We start from the raw sequence: 17,936 nt of genomic DNA on the forward strand, positions 1-17,936 counted from the left end.
TCGTCATTTCGAATCGTAACCGTGGTTTCGGTTCCGGGCCAGTCGCTGGCGCTGCTCAAAAACCGGGAGTTCGCCGCCCTCGCCGGAACGGCGTTCGCCCGTAGTCAGGCGTACTCGACGGTCATCATCGCGCTGGCGCTGTACGCCGAGCTGTACGACACGACCGGAGTCGTCGAGGGGCTGTTCGGGACCGCCTTTGCGTTCGTCCAACTGCTCATCGTCCTCCCACTGGGCCGGAAAATCGACACCGGGAACGCGAAACACTACTTACTCGCCGGACTGGCGCTGAACGTCGTCGTCTTCGGGGCGTTCGTGCTCGTCGACAACGCCGTCCACGTCATCCTCGTTCGGATGCTACAGGGAATCGGCGCGAGTCTGCTCTGGATTACGGGGTCGACGGTCGTCGGCGAGATAAGCCCCGACGACGAGAGCGGTCGGTGGCTCGGGTCGTACAACCAGGTCGCGGCGCTCTCCAGTCTGTTCGGCGACGTCGTCGGCGGCTATCTGCTGTACACGCGCGGGTTCAGCGACACGTATCTCGTGTTGAGCGCGGTGACCATCGCCGCGTTCGTGCTCGTGTTCTTCAACCTCCGGTCGAACCCCGGCGGCCGGAAAGACCCCGAGGACGCGACGAGCGTTGAGACGTTCGGTGCTCTGCTGAACCGACCGCTGATTCGGGCGCTCGTCTTCTTCCGGCTCTCGTTCAGCGTCGGCAAGATGGCGGTCATCATCTTTCTTCCCATCTTCGCGATCCGCGAGTTCGGTATCTCGGAGTTCGCCGTCGGGTGGATTCTCGCGGGCGGCAAGCTCACCAAGTCGATGTCGCAAGGCTACGTCGGCGACCTGACCGACCGTATCGGCCGCAAACCGTACTTCGTCGCGGCGGGAGCGCTCGTCTACGGTCTCGGAACGGCGTTCATCCCGTTTGCACTCGTCGCCGAGGGGACGCTCGAACCGATGTCCGTGGAGACGTTCGAGGGAACCCTGACGCTCGGCGGCGCGTTCTTCTCGCTGTTCGCAGCCTACGCGATACTCGGCGTCGCCGACAGTCTCCGCCTGCCGGCGAGCATGGCGCTCTTCGTCGAGGAAGGCGAACGGTTCGACTCCGTCGCCAGCAGCATGTCGCTTCGCTCTATCTCGTGGAAAATCGGACAGGTCGCGGGTCCGGTGATGGTCGGGTTCGTCAAGGATTTCGTCTCTACGACGGCGGCGTTTCTGTTCGCCGCCGGGTTCATCGTCTTTGCGACGGGCGTGTTCGTTCTCACGTACCGTCGGATGAAGCCGACCGAGACGGTGAGCGCCGTTCCCGGTGACTGACGCGGTCAGTTCGTCGGACGGGAATCGGTGTCGGAGTCGGGCTCGGCTTCCGAATCGGCCTCGGCTTCCGTTTCGACGTCGTCGCGTTCGGACTCCGCGGAGGACGCGGCCGGCCCTCCCGTCGCGGTGGGCGTAGTCGACGCTGCCGACGATTGGTGGAGTTCCCGTTCGATCTCTTCGCGCCCGCGTTGGAACTCGCCCATCGCTTGACCGGTCGAGCGCGCGAGCTCCGGGAGTTTGTTCGCCCCGAACAGCAGGACGATGATGAGGAGGATGATGAGCAACTCGGGACCGCCCGGCAACCCACCGAAGAGTACAAACGCCATTTCGATGAGTAGAGACGTCGTACACCGGCATAAACTCGCCGTGGCTCCCATCGACCGGACGGTCAGAACGCCGCGGTAGTATATGAAGGCCTTGTTACTACAGGCAATCTTCCTTCCCGGAAGGAATGTGAGATACGGACCGGTACAGCAGTCGCTGTGCTGGTGGAACACGGTATATCGATGGAGGAAGTAAACCCAGAGAGCGTACCAACAGAACCGAGCGACGATTACACGCTGACGGAGCACTGCGCTGACTGCGGACGGGAGACGGAACACAAAGTCGAAGTGAGTATCGTCTCGACGAGCGACGAACAGCAGACGAACCCGGAAAACCGAAAGTTCGCACGAGTTCCGTGTCGGACCACGACGTGTCTCAGTTGTGGTGCCGTCACGGAACGACTCCGACGCTGACCGTCCGTCTCCACGCCGACTGCAGTTCGGTTCCGCGGAATTTCTGTACCTTCATACACTCCACTTCGGCGTAAAAAACAGTTACAGTTTGAGACGAACTATCTCGTCGTATCGTGTCGCACCCAGAGCTATCCCGTCGACGGTTTCTCGCCGCCAGCGGTACAGTCGGTATCGGTGGTCCGTTCGCCCTCTCTCGGCCCTCACGCGTCTCCGCCCGCGAAGCCGCCCACTCAGAGGGTGACGGCGAGTTCACGCAGCAGGTGGGAACACAGCTACAACCCGGCGCGTGGCCGATGTTTCAGAGCGACGCCGCGAACACCGGCTACCAGATGGACGGCATCGGACCGTCCGAAGGAGTGACCGTCCGCTGGCAGTTCACACCCGGGTCGAGACAGATTTTCGGACAGGACGTCAGCGGGATTCTGTCGAGTCCGGCCGTCGTCGACGACACCATCTACATCGGTGCCAACGACGGACAACTGTACGCGAAAGACGCCGAGAGCGGCGACCAGCGCTGGCAGTTCGAGTCCGGAAAGGTCCTCGCTCGGAGTCCGGCCGTCGTCGACGGCACCGTCTACGCGGGCGCGTCGACGGGGAAGCAGCCGATATACGCGATAGACGCCGAGGACGGGAGCCAACAGTGGTCGTTCGAGACGATAAACACCCTCGGACGGGCGACCAAAGGTCGGTCGCCGAGCAGTCCGACCGTCGTCGACGGCACCGTCTACGTCGGCAGTGCCGAGACGTCCATCGTCGACTCGCGGGGAGCGGTGTACGCGCTCGACGCCGAAACCGGTGACATGGAGTGGGCCGCCCGAGTCGACGGGTACGTCGACGGAACGCCCGCCGTCGACGAGACGTCCGTCTACGTCGGCGGGTCGACGGGGTCCGTGTACGCGTTCGACATCGACACCGGCGAGATCCAGTGGCAGTTCGACACCGAAGACGTCGTTCGGAGCAGTCCGAGCGTCGCCGACGGCACCGTCTTCGTCGGCAGCAACGACACCAACGTCTACGCGATCGACGCCGAGACCGGCGACCAGCGCTGGCAGCACGTCACCCGGAGAGGCGTACAGAGCAGTCCGAGCGTCGCCGACGGCGTCGTCTACGTCGGCAGCGACGACGGCGGCCTGTACGCGCTCGACGTGATGACCGGGCGGAGGCGCTGGCGGTACCCGACCGGCGGGTTCGTCAGAAGCAGCCCGACCGTCGTCGGCGACACCGTCTACGTCGGTAGTTCGAGTGAGAGCGTCCACGCCGTCGACGCCGACAGCGGCGAGCGACGCTGGCGCTTCGAGACGGACGGCAACGTGCTCAGTAGCCCCGTCGCCGTCGACGGAAGCCTCTACGTCGCGGCGCTCGGCGGGTCGGTGTACGCACTCTCGGGAACGTCTCCCTCGTCGTCGGTGTCGTAACCGGTGATTGCGGACGACACCGGCGCAGACCACATCTCGTCTCGACGTGAGCCGCATCAGTTATCTCCCGCGCGCTCGCACGACCCGGCACCCATGGACGTAGAACTGTTCGGAACCACCGTCGCGCTGGACGAGACGGTCGTTTCGATTTCACCGGACGAACTCCGCCGACAGGTCGCCGCCTACGAATCCGGTGACCGACGGACGTTCGACCTCGAACTGCCGCGACTCGCCGGTTTTACCGGCGCGGTGATGCGAGCGATGGCCGAGATTCCGTACGGAGAGACACGCACCTACGGGCAGCTCGCGGCGGAGCTCGACAGCGCGGCTGTCGCCGTCGGCCAAGCGTGCGGACGGAATCCGCTCCCTATCGTCGTACCGTGTCATCGCGTCGTCGGCGCGGACACGCTCGGCGGCTACTCCGCCGGTGGCGAACAGGGACTCCGACTGAAACGTCGCCTCCTCGTCCACGAGCGGACAAACTGGTGACTCCGTCGGGCGCTCCGAGAACGACTGACGCCGTCCGCGTGCTGGTAGATACAAGCACCAGCTACCTCTGTAAACGTAACGATTGTTGAATTGCAATGGTTCGAGATTTCACCGACGACGACCGGAACAAACGTGTCGTGACCGCCGAGGGAACCGAAGTCGGGACGATACACGAGGTGAACGGCGACCGTGCGACCGTCGACCGCGACGACAACGCCAGCCTCACAGATAAGGTAAAGGACCTCCTCGGGTGGGGTGACGACAACTCCAACGAACTGCGTACCGAACACATCGACTCCTACGACGAGGGGCGCGTCCGACTCCGGCGCTCGCCGTAACCGAGGCTGCGTCCGTCGACCCGGCGTCGAACCCGTCGACTCGACTGTTTTTTGCGATTAGTCGTTTTCGGAGGCTTCGGGCAGCTCCGGTTCGCTGAACGGGTCGTCGGCGCTCGGAAGGGTGAGAGAGGCGTCGCGGACGCCGATGGTGTCGAGAATCCGCCGGAGGGTCTGCCCGCGGTCGGTGTCCCGGGGCGCGTCGATACAGGAGAGGTGGACGAACGCGCCGTAGATGTCGCCGTCGAGTTCGTGCGACACCGAGAAGAACCGCTGCTGGGTGGTGAAGTCGCCGAGTCGGAGTTCGACGACCGGATCCTCCTCGGCGAGGTCGCCGCCGCAGATGTCGCACGTGGGTTGACCGTTGTTGTTCATAGGGCGAGGGAGGTATGCGGCGCAGCGACGAGAAGGTACGGAACGGTCTATCCATACGAGTGTGCGGACCCCGGACGCGTCGGGGGTTGTCGTCTCGAAGCAGTTCGTCGACAGAGAGTTCGCCTCCGGCCGCATCCGAACCCGAAATCTCGGACGCGTAACGGCGGTCGAACGGTGCACGTGCGTGCCGCCAGTAGCTATTTATCCTAAAAAGAAGTACACACGCCTACGACCTAGCAATTACTCAACCCGCTCGAGTACCGCATTTTAGCCGCAGCAACCGGAGTAGCGTCGAGCAGATTTCGACCGGATACGAGAGCTGATCAACGTATGCAACAAAGCATCGAGGTAGAGTACTGGACGGTCGACCGAAACGGCGAGCTCACGACGCCCGGCCCGCTCACCGACGTCTCCGAGTACGTCGAAGAGGAGTTTGTCGAGCCGCTCATAGAGCTGAAAACACCGCCGTGCGAGACGTACGCCGACCTCCGAGCGACGTTCGTCGACCAACTGGACGAACTCCTCGAGAGAGCCGACGAACTCGACAAGGCGCTCGTCCCGCTCGGGACCCCGTTAGACGGCGACTCCATCGAGCGGCTGCCCAGCGAGCGCGGATGGGTACAGAAGCGCGTCATGGGCGAGAACTTCGACTACGCGAAACACTGCGCCGGCACCCACCTTCACTTCGAAAAGCGGAACGTCACGGACCAACTCAACGTGCTCATCGGCCTCGATCCGGCGCTCGCGCTGCTCAACTCGTCGTCGTACTATCGGGGCGAACGCGTCGCCGACAGCGCCCGCGCCTACCTCTACCGAAAGAAGAGCTACGAGCAGTTCCCGAAACACGGTCAGCTCTGGGACTACGTCGAGACGGTCGGCCAGTGGGAACGGCGTCTCGAACGGCGGTTCGACGAGTTCAAAGCGGCGGCGCTCAGAGCGGGCGTCGAGGCGAAAACCGTCGAAGAGAACTTCTCGCACGACACCGTCGTGTGGACGCCGGTGCGATTGCGCGACGCGATGCCGACCGTCGAGTGGCGTTCGCCCGACGCGACGCTCCCGAGCCAGATTCTCCGTCTGGCCGAGGAGACCGGCGACGTGATGGAGCGGCTTCACCACACTAACGTCCGCATCGACGGGAGCTCGGGTTCGGTAGCGGACGACGGCATCGTACTTCCCGAAATCGAGACCGTTCGCGACTACACCGACGAAGCCATACACGACGGTCTCGACTCGCCCGACGTCGCCGGCTATCTCCAGCGGATGGGGTTCGACGTCGGCGGATACGCCCCGCTCTCGCGAAAGATCGGCCAGCGCGAGTCGATCTCCCCCGCCGAGGCCCGCGAACTGCGCCTTCGGTACGGGGAGCTGCTGAAGCGAGACGTGAACGACCTGCTCGAAGACCAACGGCGGAGCGGACGGTAACCGCCGCGATACGCCTATTGGCCCGACGGCCGAACCTCTCGCACATGCACACCGCAGCATTCACCGAACTCGTCGGTCCCGAGGGCGTGAGCATCGTCGACGAACCGACACCGGAACCGGGGCCCGGAGAAGCGGTCGTCGACGTCGAAGCGTGCGCCATCAACCGCCACGACCTCTGGATTCTCGAAGGTGACTCCGCGATGGTCGATACCGGCGATCTTCCGTTCGTCAGCGGTCTCGACGTCGCCGGCGTCGTAGCGTCCGTCGGCGACGACGTGAGTGCGGTCGAGCCGGGCGACCGAGTCGTCCTCTGTCCGAACGAGACGTGCGGAACCTGTCGATTCTGCCGGGACGGTCCCGAGAACCTCTGCGAGAACTTCTCGCTGTACCACGGCGGCCTCGCTGAATCCGCGCTCGTGACGGCGGACCGCCTCGTCGCACTCCCCGATTCCGTCGACGTGACCACCGCGGCGGCGTTGCCGACCGCCTACATGACCGCCTTCCACATGCTGCGGCGCGCCGAGGTCGGGCCCGGCGACCTGCTGTTCGTTCCGGGGGCGACCGGCGGCGTCGGCGTCGCAAGCGTGCAACTGGCGGACGTGCTCGGCGCACGAACGGTCGGCACGTCCTCCTCGGCGACGAAGCTCGACCAGTTGTCGGCGTTGGGACTCGATTATGCCGTTGAGGGAACCGACGTAGAGGAGCTTCGGCCCGCCGTTCGAGATATCGGGACGCCGGACGCCGTGCTCAACCACCTCGGCGGGTCGTACACCGAACTCGGGTTGGAGCTCCTCCGTCGCGGGGGCCGGATGGTCGTCTGCGGGCGGACCGCGGGCAGTCGCTCCGAGATCGACGTTCCCGACCTGTTTCTCGGACACAAGCGCGTCATCGGCAGCACGATGGGAACGCAGTTGGACCTCGAACGACTGGTCGACCTCGTCGCCGACGGCTCGCTCTCGCCGGAGGTACACGAGACGTATCCGCTCGAAGAGACGGGCGCGGCGTTTGCCGCGATGGCCGAACGCGACCACGTGGGGAAAATCGTCGTGACGGTGTGAACGCGAAGACCACGAAGACCCTGCTCGATCACACAGACGAGTGTGACGGCGGCGAATGTGTCGTCTCGGAGACGAATAGCTATAGTATCCCCCACGTGTACTAGTACCGTGATACATAATACCACACAAGGTGCGCTCGACGACATCAGCTACCTCGCGCGCTCACATCACCGCGTACCTATGCTGGTGGCGCTCGCAACCCGTCCGCAGAGCGGGGCCAATCTACGTGAACTCTCGGACGTCTCGGCCTCGACCGTTCGACGGACGCTCCGCGAGTTCGAGGCGCGAAACTGGGTACACAGAAACGGCTTCCGGTACGAGGCGACGGAACTCGGCGTGTTCGTCGCCTCGGCAGTCGAGACGCTCGTCGAACAGATCGAGACGGAGCGAAAGCTTCGCGACCTCTGGCACTGGCTTCCGGGCGAGGAGAGCGACTTCGGGGTCGACACCTGCGTAGACGCCGTCGTCACCGTCGCCGAGTCGGACAACCCGTATCGACCGGTGAACCGGTTCGTCTCGCTGCTCCGAGAGACCGACCAGTTTCGGTTCGTCGGCGTCAATATCTCCCTGATCGAACCCTGCAAGGACGAGTTCCGAGAGTGGATTCTCGACGGGATGCGCGCGGAGATAATCGATCCGCCGAACGTCGCCCAGCACATCCTCGAAACGTACCCGGACCACTGTTCGGGACCGCTCGAAAGCGGCAATCTCAGCGTGAGAATACACGACGCTCTCCCGCCGTACGGCGTCTGTCTCTTCGACCACCGAGTGGGCGTCTGCGGCTACAACCACGACAGTGGAACGGTTCGAGTGTTGATAGACTCCGAGACCGTGGAGGCGCGCGAGTGGGCGGAGGTCGTGTACGAGTCGTACCGCCGCGAGAGTCGGCCGCTCCGTCGCGAGACGGTTCCGGAGTGAGTCATCGACACGCCCCGTCTCGTCTCCGAGCGTCGCCGCCGGGCGACTACCGGACAGTCGCCGCGCGGCGGTCAGTCGTTGCCCGACCGGCAACCGGTAGCTATCTCTCTGCGCCGGTCGTGTACTCCCCCGGCGAGAGGTGACGACAGCTATGACACGCGCACACAAACTTGACTGCGAGTCGGCCGCCGCGGACTGCCGATTCATCGTTCAGTCGGAAGACGAGGCGGAAGCGATAGAACTGGCGAGGCGGCACATGCAGAACGTCCACGGCAGAGAGTACAACGACGAGGAACTCCGAACGGAGCATCTACAGGTCGTCTGAGCGCTTTATCGATCCGTCGCTCACGCGGCGATTTTTCCGTCTACGCGTCCCGAGGAGTCCCGTACACGGTCGACGTCTCGCGCACCGTCGACGACTGAACGGGCGTCGGCCGCTGCACGGCGTGCAGACGCTGCCGCGAGGACGCCGACTGCCCGAACGGCACGAGTTAGCTACCTATCCGCCGGGTTCGTCTTCTCTCTCGGCAGGGGGATGGACGTCCGACGCTCGGCGTCCCTCGGAGGTGTCGAAACCCGCGTTCGTCCACCGGCCATCGACGCAGGTGACAACGATGGCAACAAAACAACCGGTAACAAGCGAACAGCAAGAACAGATCGAACACGAAACGAGACTGCGCAACGGGGCGCTGTTGATGGCGCTTTCGGGCGTCGCGTTCGTCGGTTACGGCGTCGTCTTCCTCTTCATGAACTTCGTCGGCAGCGGCTTCGAACTCGGCGTCGAGACGGTGGGCGGCTTCACGAAAGCCGAGCTCGACCCGACGGTCGCACATTACATCAGCCACCTGCACGTCGCCACCGCGGCGTTCATCATCTCGACGGGCATCGCCGTGACCAGCCTCTCGTGGTTCGGGGTGCGGCAGCGACTCACGTGGGCGTGGGCGACGGCCATCGTCGCGGCCGTCGTCGGACTCGTCCTCGCACTGCCGATGCACTACACACCGGGTGCGTTCGAGCACGACTGGATTACGCATCTCGGCCCGATTTACCTCGCGACCGTCGTCTTCGTCGTCGGTGCGGTGTTGGCGTACCTGGGCATGCGGTCGTAGGACTCCGTGGTGGAGCTTCGACGGTCGAGAAAATGCGCCGGTCGCGACCGAGCAGACCGCAGGTCTGCGAGGGTCGGGCGGCGTACGACCGAAGGGAGTGCGCCGGCCGGGATTTGAACCGCCTGAACTTCGCTCGCTCCGTTCGCTCGTTCCGTGCTTCAAATCCCTCAGAGACGCAGTCACCGCTTCAGAGCCTCGCGGCGAGATGAAACTCGCCGCTCGGATAGTAGAATCGAGGAAGTGCGCCGGCCGGGATTTGAACCCGGGCCATGAGCTTGGAAGGTCCAATGGAATGATAAGTGTGTGAACCAACCTATTTGTGAACCTCATGGGCGAATAAGCCCACCACTCACAGACACACCTCGGAGACCGCCGCTCCACCCCTCATTTATCGGAACTGGCACATCCCTGAGTCACATGTGATAACATCAACCAGCTACTTATATACCCGCCCAATAAGCCTCGTGCTTAGACCGACTCAATCAAACGAAAACGAGCGAACGCCAGTTTCTGTTTCCGATTCAGATCCTATCTCTGAGTGATGGGATTAAATGAGGCCACTTGGTTTTTGAGTTCGAGGTTATCGATTGGTCTCCTTTGGATTGTGTGACAAAACTCATCTATTCGAACGCCTCTCGAAGCGCTTTACCGGCGCGTTCATGTACATCGTTTGCTGCTTCAATCGCAGTGAAGGGATCCGCAAGTTGACTCATGTTTGCGAAGTCGTGAATCATATCTTCGTAATGAGTGTGATCGACAGGGACACCTGCATCGGCAAGCGCCCTTCCGTACGCGAATTGTTCAGTCCGAAGCGGATCATAACCGGTGGAGTACAGGGTTACTGGTGGAAGCTCGGCAAGAACTCGCTCGGGAGCCCGTAGCGGGGATGCCCGAAGGTTTGCCCCATCAATGTCGTCTCGGAGATAGTGGTTCCAGAACCAGACCATTCCTCGAGTCGTCAGAAAGTAATTATCAGCGTTCAGCTCGTACGAGAGAGTGTCGAATCCGTGATTCGTCACCGGATAGAATAGCAGTTGATGATCGATCTTAGGCGCGCCAAGGTCTTTGTCGACGGCCATCTGTGCGACTACAGTTGCGAGAGTTGCTCCAGCACTCTCACCGGCGACAGCTAGCCCCGCGCCCCCACCAAGTTCCTCAGCGTTGTCAGCAGTCCATTTCGTCGCAAGGTAAGCATCCTCCACGGCAGCGGGGAACGGATGCTCTGGCGCTTTTCGGTAGTCAACAGAGACGACGACGCACTCGCCCTTATTTGCCAGCGCGCGGGCCACCTTGTCGTGGGTGTTGAGGTTTCCAACGACCCAGCCGCCGCCGTGGAAGTAGACGACGGCGGGGAGGGTTTGTCCCGGATCTGGGTCGTAGATTCGCACCCGGATGTCACGTCCGTATGCCGGGATTTTCTGTTCGTCGACTGACTCAACCGATTCGGGTTCGACGTTTGGAGTAAACAGGTCGCCGAGAAGTACTCGGGCTTGTTCAGGCGATAACTGCGTGAGGTCGGGCGCGTCCGCGTCCTTCAGTGCGTCTAACAGGGTTCGTGCGTCTGAATCAAGGGTTTCAGCTCGAAGCTCACTGGAATCAATCTCTGGTTGAGTGTAATCAATCTGCATCATGGTTCTGGCTGGTTGAGACTCAAGTCAATCAATGGCCGGGTTCTCCGAAACTCGGTTACTCTGGTTGACTCTGTCAAGCACATATCACCGGTGTCACAGATAACTTTTTTTTGTGGTTTCTGCAGTCAGTCCTCTTTGTAGTCCATATATTGACACAAATAATCAAAATTTTTGAACTGAAGGGCCCATATTAACGAATTTTAGCAGTCGTTTGTGATGTTTTCCTTCTTTCAACCCATCAAATCAAAAGGTACTATATCGTTCTTCTTTCCACGGGTTTGCAGCCGAGGAGTATCCGCGTTTCTCCCAGTATCCCCGCTTCTGTTCGGTTAGGAAAGTAATGTTCGTAACCCACTTCGCCCCTTTATACGCATATTTGTGGGGCGTCACGACGCGAAGAGGTCCACCGTGTTCCGATGGGAGAGGCTGTCCATCTAATCCAAGTGCGAAGATAACTTCGGCACGCATGCACTCTGATAACGGAAGATCCGTGGAGTAGCCGTCTAAGGAATTGAAGAGTACATGAACAGCATCATCAACAACATCAGCTTGTTGAGCGATTGTTGGGAACGGTACCCCTGAGAACTCGTTATTGAATCTACTCCACCCGGTCACACAGTGAAAATCTTGACGCTGTCGTTCTTGTGGGAGCTCACTGAATTCTTTCCAAGAATACGACAATTCGTTCTTGACTGCACCTGTTACTGAAAACTCCCATGTTTCCATATCCCAGGACGGCGTACCGCTCTTTGAGAGTACAGGAAATCTCTCTGTCTGACGTTGTCCCGGCGGTAATCGTTCTCCGTTGAATTCCTCATGAAGTGAAGTGACATCTCGGTCTACCATACAGCAGAGTATGGGATGCAATAACAAGAACCCAGGTATGGATAATTTGTTTAGATAATCGTCAAACGAGGAATTTCGGGTGTAGAGCCCTTTAGACAGAAAGTTATTTTCTTGGCATCCGTACCACCAGAGAGGCGATACTTGTGCCCCTCATACACATTGAGATGTCAGACTCAACTGAACGAACTGAAATCGGAGAAGGACTTGTCCGCTTCGCGGTGCAAGCGGGACGCTTAGAAACAGGGCGCACTGATGGGAAGTATTTCTTACAGCACGCAGATGGATGTGGAGAAGATGGGAACCAAATACAGCCTGGTGACGAGTTTTGCTTTGACACCGATACTGGCGACATCCTCTGTATAGACCACTGTAAAACCCAGAAATGAACCAGCGTAATGATTCTTTGAACCCGTTGCTTGTTAGGTAAATTACCTGTTTTTGTATTTAGAGCGATTTGCAGTATACAGACGATGGCCAATGAAACCATGAACGTTCCTTGGGGAACCCAGCTGCTAATCGTACCAATTAGAAGACCGAATCCTCCAGTTCCGTACCGGTAGAATAATTGGAAGCCTCCTCCGGGCTGCTGACCCGCACATGAGATAGTTGTACGGCGAAAAAGACCAGACACAGAATGCTTTGTAGGTCTCAGAATAGTCTTTGTCTTTCAGGAGTTCAACCCATGCACTGAAGGTAAGTCAGTTGGTGCATTGGTTCGATAACACTTTCTCAGTTCTCAATATAGTTGAATAGTCAACGGTAAGACGCATTGTCGAAATCCCTAATCAATGTGAAGTCTCAGGGCTCATGCTGAATAGAGCGCGCGTCTCTCTCTCATACTCTTGTTTTCGGTGGACAAGCGGGAGTACGCCGATGGAAAAATGACGAGGTATATTCGACGAGACCACCGTCTATTTGGAGCTATGTGATGAACTCTATCAACTCCCTGTTGAGTTTCTCTTTTTCCTCGTAGAAGAGTGCATGACCACTCTCCTCGAAGCGAACGAGCTCCGTGTTTTCGATTCCGTCGTGAAGCTTCACTGCCGTCAGCTCGAACGGACAGGCCTGATCGTGGACACCGTGACAGATGAGCGTCGGAACGGAGATGTCCGAGAGGTCGGAACGAAGATCCATCTCGCCCACCGCTTCGATCGAATCGGCCATGGCCTGCGGCGACGATTCCATGCTCATGTTCTGGAGCCAATCTTTCAGTTCGGGAGTCGGTGCGGAGTGAAACATCGAATCGGCGAAGTCGCTGCTTACCTTCGCCCGGTCCACGTAGCATCCCTCGGCAAGGTCCATGAACGCGGCGCCATCGACGCCTTCCGGAAAGTCGGGTTTCTTGGCCAGAATAGGACTCGCAGCACCAAGCAACGCCAATTTTGCCACGTGTTCTTCGTTATGGCGGCTCATATACCGGGTGACGACTCCCCCACCCATCGAAAAGCCCGCAAGTATTACATCGTCGACATTGAGTTCGTCGAGAACCGTCTTGAGGTCGTCAGCGAACATGTCAAAGTCGTATTCACTCCACGGTTTACTGGACTGTCCATAGCCACGGAGATCGATACCGATACAGCGGATGTCTTCCCTCGGGAGTTGGATGTACTGATATTCGAACATCCTGTGGCTCAGTGGCCACCCATGAACAAACACGAGCGGGGTACCCGATCCCCAGTCCTGAACGAACAGTTCTACTCCCTCTTCAACTTCTATTTGGGCCATACTGACCAAGGTCAAGTCTACATGTACCTGTATAACCATTTTGGCTGTAGATACTGACAATCAAATATTTTATTCTCAAAAAAATTCCCATTTCAGTCCGAACTTGACCATATGACCCACATAAATTAACCAGAATCCGGTGTTATTGCGAAGCATCGATTATTCCGATTCTCTTGGAGACTTATTCAGCAGAAAATCGGCCTCTTGCTGAATACAACCTCTGTATTCAGCACACAATTCTTATCAGATATCGATTATTTCAGCAGAGCCAAGTATTTGAGAGTTGCTCGAACACACCTTTCATCGGCCTCATAAATGAATTGAGGAACTGGAACGAACGCTTAGCCCATTCGTTTGAGTGCGTCCCTCCTGTCCTCAACCGGGGCTTGATCGTATTTGACCGTCGTTCTCGTTGTTTTGTGCCGAAACTGCGTTGCAGCTGCTTTCAGATCCTCCTCACGCGTCATATACGTCCCGACTGAATGGCGAATCGAATACCACGTCAAGTTACGATTCGCATACTCGATTCCTGCCTCATCGCACAGTTTCGCTAACAACGGATTCAACGACTGGCTGCTGTACGGATTCCCGTACCGCGTCAACCACAAAGCATCGGTATCGTCGTACTTTTCATGCAATTCTCGTTCCTCAAGCCATCGCTCAAGCGCCATTACAGTCCGACTCTGCAGGCTAGTCTCCCAATTTTCCGTGTTCTTCGCGGAGTCTTCTTTAGGAATCCGAAGAACCTGATTTGTCGTATCAACCCAAGTCACGCGAGCACGTCCAACTTCGATTGGTCGCAGCCCAGCATCCAAGGCAGACCAGATGATTGAGGGGATTTTCCAGCTGTTCGCATCCTGCCAGTCAGCGGCAGTAACATCGCGAATTGGCTTTCCGAATCGTTGGGCTAGATACGCGTTCCATTCTCTTCGATCCTTCTGACTCACCGAGTAGTAATTCGGTACTGAACCGAATTCTAATGCTGCTTCACGGATGCGGCTGCGTTCATCCTTCCGCAGATAATCACGGGGCTGATGTGCGGAGTTACTACTGAACCGGTATGGCGGTTCCCACGTTTGCTCACTGTTGGTGCGGTCGGCTCGCCAATTGAAAAACGAGAGTAGCGCTTTGACGCAGGATGCTTTGTAGGTCTCTGAATAGTCTGTGTCTTTCAGGAGTTCAACCCAGGCATTTGCGTGAGCGGTGGTGATGTGTTCCGTGTAGTGTCCTTCTGCGTCCCAGACGAGTCGATAGAAGTTGTCGAGACGGTATGCTCGTGATTTCACGGTGCTGGGAGCGTATCCTTCTCCGCGTTTCGGGTCTTTTCCACAGGTGAGCATCCACTCGATGAATTTACGTCGATGTTCAGTATAGGACGTGAGCTGTCGATCGTTGAGTTGAGCCTCAAACTTACCTGTGGTAAGGGGTATTCCGTTGTGTTTTTCGGGCATTTGGGAGTTCTCCTCTTGTTCAGTGGTTATTGTCCGCAGCCCGAACCCGATTGTTTGGGCTTCGTTACAATAACCCGGAACCCCGGAACTGCCAGAATGACGGATAGGGACGGTTAGAGGCCAGTATGCGCCGGCCGGGATTTGAACCCGGGCCATGAGCTTGGAAGGCTCAGGTCCTGCCACTAGACCACCGGCGCTCACTCGCTACCACTCGTTCGCGACGAGCCTCGACCTCGCGTCGCTCGGTCGAGACACCGGCGCTCACACGAACGAAATCCGCGTGGAGCGTAGCGTCACACGTCGATTCAGCATCCGGGAATAAGGGTGTTACTCTTCACGTTCGTCAGTCGACAGAGAGTGACACTATTCCCCCGAATCGCTCACGCCTCGGTCGAACAGTTGTACTCCAACAGTTCGTGCTGTTCGGTCGGTTCCGGGCCGTCGAATCGCGTCGGCTGTTCGACGTACGAGAGCGTGACCGTCGCCAGCTCGTCGTCGTTAGTCCGATTCCAGCGACTACAGAGATATCCCGCGAACTCGCGCTGCAAGCCCTCGTTGTCGGCGTAACGCAGGTCGCTCATGTACTTCCGCCAGCGGGAACTCGGATACATCTCCATCGTGCTGGGGCGATTTTCGACCGGCGGCGACAGGTAGTACGCGTCGACGCGCTCGCCCGACCCGAGTTCGCCGGGGGCGACGTACCACCAGTCGGCCGTCGGCGGGTGCGGCGCGAACATGTTCCACGTGTTGTCCGACGGGTCGAGCGCCGACTCTCCGTCGCCGGGCGGCGAGACCAGACCCACGGCCATGGCGTTCCAGACGAGAATCAGCGCCAGCAACACCGCGACGACGGCGGGGACGGCGCGACCGCACCAGCGCCGGAGAGCGGCCGCCCGCGACCCGAGTGTCGACCCGGACGCGGATGCGGAGTTCGAACGGAATCGAGCGAGCCTCGCGGAGATGCCGAGCCGTGCCGCAGTACGTTCAAGCGGGTCCGAAACCCGAGCGGACAGCCAGCTCCACACCGACGGCGGTAGAAAGACGAGCAACGCCGTCAGCGAGATGAGCGGGAACAGCCCGATTCGCATCGTCAGCAACATCCCGAGATGCATCCCGGCGAACGCCAGAACGAGCAGGGTTCGGAGGCGGCCCGTGAGAACGAGCAGCAGCGGCGACGCGAGGACTAACCCCAGCCAGAGGAGGTCGAACGCGTGAAGCAGCGTCGGGAACTGCGCCAACGTGTCACCGAACAGAATCGTGAACTGCTGGAGACTCAGCACGTAGCGGACCGCCACTCCGTCCAGCCAGAGGTCGCCTCTGAGTTTGAACGCCGCGTTGACGGCGTAGACGAGCACGACCTGAACCAACAGCGCCGCGGAGGCGAGAGTCGCCACTCGCTCCCTCGGCGCGTTCGTACGCCCGAGTGCGTCGAGCGACCAGCGGTCTCCGAGCGGGAGGAACAGCCCCCAAAACAGGAGACGACGGAGCACGGAGTCGCCGCCGTTGAGCACGCCCGGATTGCGCGCGTGCAGCGAGACGAGGAGGAGAAACGAGAGCAAGAGCGCGACTCGGGTGTGGTAGCCGAGAAGCAGCGCCAGTCCGCAGAGCCCGGCGAGCAGAAACAACAGCGCCTGCGCCCACGCGGCTCCCGAGAGCGTGTGCACCGAGAGCTGCGAGAGCGTCGGATACAGTTCGTACAACAGCGTCCGCGGGAACACGCCGGCGTCGGTGTAGAACGCTTCCAAGTGCCGCGCGCGGAGGGCGAGGTCGGTGACCAGCAACAGGCCGAGCGAGATGCGAAAGACGGCCAGCGCTCGCGTGTCGATACCGAAACGCGCCGCGAGCGCCGCCGCGAGGCGAGCGCGGACGCTCGCCGCGGGAGGAGGGCTTCTCGAATCGCTCATCAGCACGGAGCTACGACGGGTCGGGGTATTCAATCATTCCCATCGATCCCCCGACCGAAACGAACCGGACGCGCGCGACGGGCCGCCGAGAAGTCGACGCCGTCGAGCCGACGCCTCAGTCGTCGTCCGCGGGTGGTTCGCCCGCCTCTTCGAACGGCCGGGCGGCGTCGCGGATGCGGGAGCCGAGCCCCGGCGTCTCGTCGAGTTCGACGGGACCGTTCTCGCGGATAGCTTCGAGACTTCGCGGGAATTTCCGCAGGTCGTAGTGGATGCCGATGCCGGCTTTCGCTCCCTCGCCCATGGCGACGGGAATCTGGTTGTGTCCCGGCGTGATGTCGCCGACGGCGACGACGCCCTCGACGCTCGCACGCCCGTGGTCGTCGACGGCGATGGTGCCGTCGTCGTTGAGCTCACAGCCCAGCTCTTCGGCGAGGTCTGTGTTGTAGTTCGACCCGAACATCGGGAAGCCGCCGCGGTACTGACGGAACTCACCGTCGTCGAACTCGAACCCCTTGAGCCAGCCGTCGTCGCCCTTCTCCATGCCGGTGATCTCGGCGTCGACGATGTCAACGGGGTGCGCGCGCAGACGTTCGTCGGTCTCCTCGCTCCACTCCGGCTGCTCGCCGCGCAGCAGCAGGTCGACCTCGTCGGTGAAGTTGAGCATGATCATCGCCACGTGGGCGGCGCTCTCGCCGGTGCCCATCACGAACACCGGTCGGTCGATGAACATGTGGGCGTCGCAGTGCAGACACCAGTGCAGACCCCTGCCGGTCCGCGGCAGCGGCGGGTCGGGTCGGACGTCCGAGAAGCCGGTCGCGAGCACGACCCGGCGAGCGAGGAACTCGCCGTCGTCGCCGACGAGGCGGATTCGACCGTCGTCGGTCCGCTCGGCCTCGGTTATCAGATCGCGGTGAAACGCCGCGCCGTACTCTTTGATCTGCTCGCGGGCGGTTTCGAGGAACTCGTTGCCCGAGACCTCCTCGGTGACCCCGATGACGTTGTGCGTGTCGAGCATCATCGCGGCGCGGCCGCCGCCCCGGTCGACGACTGCGGTGTCGTGGCCGAGGCGGGTCGTGTACAGTGCCGTCGAGAGTCCGGCGGGGCCGCCGCCGACGACGACGACGTCGTACGATTCCATCGTGCGGCTCGACGCGCCTTGCGCGTCGGCGCCGTCCTCCGCCGGTCCGTCGGCCGCTGTGGTCTC

The 17,936-nt window shown here is 60.4% G+C and carries 19 protein-coding genes and 1 tRNA gene; 11 read left to right on the forward strand and 9 right to left on the reverse strand.

Annotation, left to right across the window (positions count from 1 at the left end; all coding sequences use genetic code 11):
• Positions 1–21: 21 nt before the first annotated feature.
• Entirely contained in the window at positions 22–1,317 is a 1,296-nt protein-coding gene (locus LAQ73_RS01940) for an MFS transporter (protein ID WP_224269576.1), read from the forward strand.
• 5 nt (positions 1,318–1,322) lie between these two features.
• Here LAQ73_RS01940 and LAQ73_RS01945 read toward each other — a convergent pair whose 3' ends face one another.
• Positions 1,323–1,643, reverse strand: coding sequence for a twin-arginine translocase TatA/TatE family subunit (locus LAQ73_RS01945; RefSeq protein WP_224269577.1), 321 nt, complete (start codon positions 1,641–1,643; stop codon positions 1,323–1,325).
• A gap of 180 nt (positions 1,644–1,823) precedes the next feature.
• On the opposite strand from LAQ73_RS01945, the gene LAQ73_RS17845 reads away from it, so the two are divergent.
• From LAQ73_RS17845 to LAQ73_RS01960, 4 genes are all read left to right on the forward strand, one after another.
• Complete coding sequence (locus LAQ73_RS17845) at positions 1,824–2,054, forward strand: DUF7835 family putative zinc beta-ribbon protein (protein WP_486606354.1); 231 nt, start codon at positions 1,824–1,826, stop codon at positions 2,052–2,054.
• Positions 2,055–2,167: 113 nt separating this feature from the next.
• Complete coding sequence (locus tag LAQ73_RS01950) at positions 2,168–3,469, forward strand: outer membrane protein assembly factor BamB family protein (protein WP_224269578.1); 1,302 nt, start codon at positions 2,168–2,170, stop codon at positions 3,467–3,469.
• 93 nt (positions 3,470–3,562) lie between these two features.
• Positions 3,563–3,958, forward strand: a complete 396-nt coding sequence (locus LAQ73_RS01955; RefSeq protein ID WP_224269579.1) for a methylated-DNA--[protein]-cysteine S-methyltransferase — start codon at positions 3,563–3,565, stop codon at positions 3,956–3,958.
• Between the two features lie 95 nt (positions 3,959–4,053).
• Positions 4,054–4,296 (forward strand): hypothetical protein, encoded by a 243-nt coding sequence (locus LAQ73_RS01960; protein ID WP_224269580.1) that lies wholly within the window; start codon positions 4,054–4,056, stop codon positions 4,294–4,296.
• 57 nt (positions 4,297–4,353) lie between these two features.
• Here the strand turns inward: LAQ73_RS01960 and LAQ73_RS01965 are convergent, their stop codons facing one another.
• A complete protein-coding gene (locus LAQ73_RS01965; RefSeq protein WP_224269581.1) occupies positions 4,354–4,668 on the reverse strand; it encodes a hypothetical protein in 315 nt (104 codons plus the stop codon).
• A gap of 330 nt (positions 4,669–4,998) precedes the next feature.
• On the opposite strand from LAQ73_RS01965, the gene LAQ73_RS01970 reads away from it, so the two are divergent.
• From LAQ73_RS01970 to LAQ73_RS01990, 5 genes are all read left to right on the forward strand, one after another.
• Entirely contained in the window at positions 4,999–6,090 is a 1,092-nt protein-coding gene (locus tag LAQ73_RS01970) for a glutamate--cysteine ligase family protein (RefSeq protein ID WP_224269582.1), read from the forward strand.
• A 44-nt stretch (positions 6,091–6,134) separates the two neighbouring features.
• Positions 6,135–7,148 (forward strand): alcohol dehydrogenase catalytic domain-containing protein, encoded by a 1,014-nt coding sequence (locus LAQ73_RS01975; RefSeq protein WP_224269583.1) that lies wholly within the window; start codon positions 6,135–6,137, stop codon positions 7,146–7,148.
• A gap of 108 nt (positions 7,149–7,256) precedes the next feature.
• Positions 7,257–8,066: a helix-turn-helix transcriptional regulator gene (locus tag LAQ73_RS01980; RefSeq protein ID WP_224269584.1), complete on the forward strand. Its 810-nt coding sequence runs from the start codon at positions 7,257–7,259 to the stop codon at positions 8,064–8,066.
• 151 nt (positions 8,067–8,217) lie between these two features.
• Positions 8,218–8,391, forward strand: a complete 174-nt coding sequence (locus LAQ73_RS01985; protein WP_224269585.1) for a DUF1059 domain-containing protein — start codon at positions 8,218–8,220, stop codon at positions 8,389–8,391.
• Between the two features lie 289 nt (positions 8,392–8,680).
• The gene (locus LAQ73_RS01990) at positions 8,681–9,175 is read left to right on the forward strand and encodes a hypothetical protein (RefSeq protein WP_224269586.1); all 495 of its coding nucleotides are present in this window, start codon (positions 8,681–8,683) and stop codon (positions 9,173–9,175) included.
• A 620-nt stretch (positions 9,176–9,795) separates the two neighbouring features.
• Here the strand turns inward: LAQ73_RS01990 and LAQ73_RS01995 are convergent.
• Entirely contained in the window at positions 9,796–10,803 is a 1,008-nt protein-coding gene (locus tag LAQ73_RS01995; RefSeq protein ID WP_224269587.1) for an alpha/beta hydrolase, read from the reverse strand.
• A 246-nt stretch (positions 10,804–11,049) separates the two neighbouring features.
• Positions 11,050–11,652, reverse strand: a complete 603-nt coding sequence (locus LAQ73_RS02000; RefSeq protein ID WP_224269588.1) for a sulfite oxidase-like oxidoreductase — start codon at positions 11,650–11,652, stop codon at positions 11,050–11,052.
• Positions 11,653–11,795: 143 nt separating this feature from the next.
• Between LAQ73_RS02000 and LAQ73_RS17850 the strand changes: the two genes are divergently transcribed.
• A complete protein-coding gene (locus LAQ73_RS17850) occupies positions 11,796–12,038 on the forward strand; it encodes a DUF8075 family protein (protein ID WP_486606355.1) in 243 nt (80 codons plus the stop codon).
• A gap of 535 nt (positions 12,039–12,573) precedes the next feature.
• On the opposite strand, the gene LAQ73_RS02005 is transcribed toward LAQ73_RS17850, so the two are convergent.
• The 5 genes from LAQ73_RS02005 to LAQ73_RS02025 all read right to left on the reverse strand — a co-directional run bounded on the left by LAQ73_RS02005 (position 12,574) and on the right by LAQ73_RS02025 (position 17,870).
• Entirely contained in the window at positions 12,574–13,377 is an 804-nt protein-coding gene (locus LAQ73_RS02005; RefSeq protein WP_224269589.1) for an alpha/beta fold hydrolase, read from the reverse strand.
• Between the two features lie 341 nt (positions 13,378–13,718).
• Positions 13,719–14,828 (reverse strand): tyrosine-type recombinase/integrase, encoded by a 1,110-nt coding sequence (locus tag LAQ73_RS02010; protein WP_224269590.1) that lies wholly within the window; start codon positions 14,826–14,828, stop codon positions 13,719–13,721.
• A gap of 126 nt (positions 14,829–14,954) precedes the next feature.
• Positions 14,955–15,025: transfer RNA gene (locus LAQ73_RS02015), tRNA-Gly, on the reverse strand.
• A gap of 183 nt (positions 15,026–15,208) precedes the next feature.
• A complete protein-coding gene (locus tag LAQ73_RS02020) occupies positions 15,209–16,732 on the reverse strand; it encodes an HTTM domain-containing protein (RefSeq protein ID WP_224269591.1) in 1,524 nt (507 codons plus the stop codon).
• Between the two features lie 115 nt (positions 16,733–16,847).
• Positions 16,848–17,870 carry an NAD(P)/FAD-dependent oxidoreductase gene (locus LAQ73_RS02025; protein WP_224270699.1) on the reverse strand — a complete coding sequence of 341 codons (1,023 nt, stop codon included), beginning with the start codon at positions 17,868–17,870 and terminating at the stop codon, positions 16,848–16,850.
• Positions 17,871–17,936 lie beyond the last annotated feature (66 nt).

This window comes from Haloprofundus salinisoli (genome assembly GCF_020097815.1).
Taxonomy (GTDB): domain Archaea; phylum Halobacteriota; class Halobacteria; order Halobacteriales; family Haloferacaceae; genus Haloprofundus; species Haloprofundus salinisoli.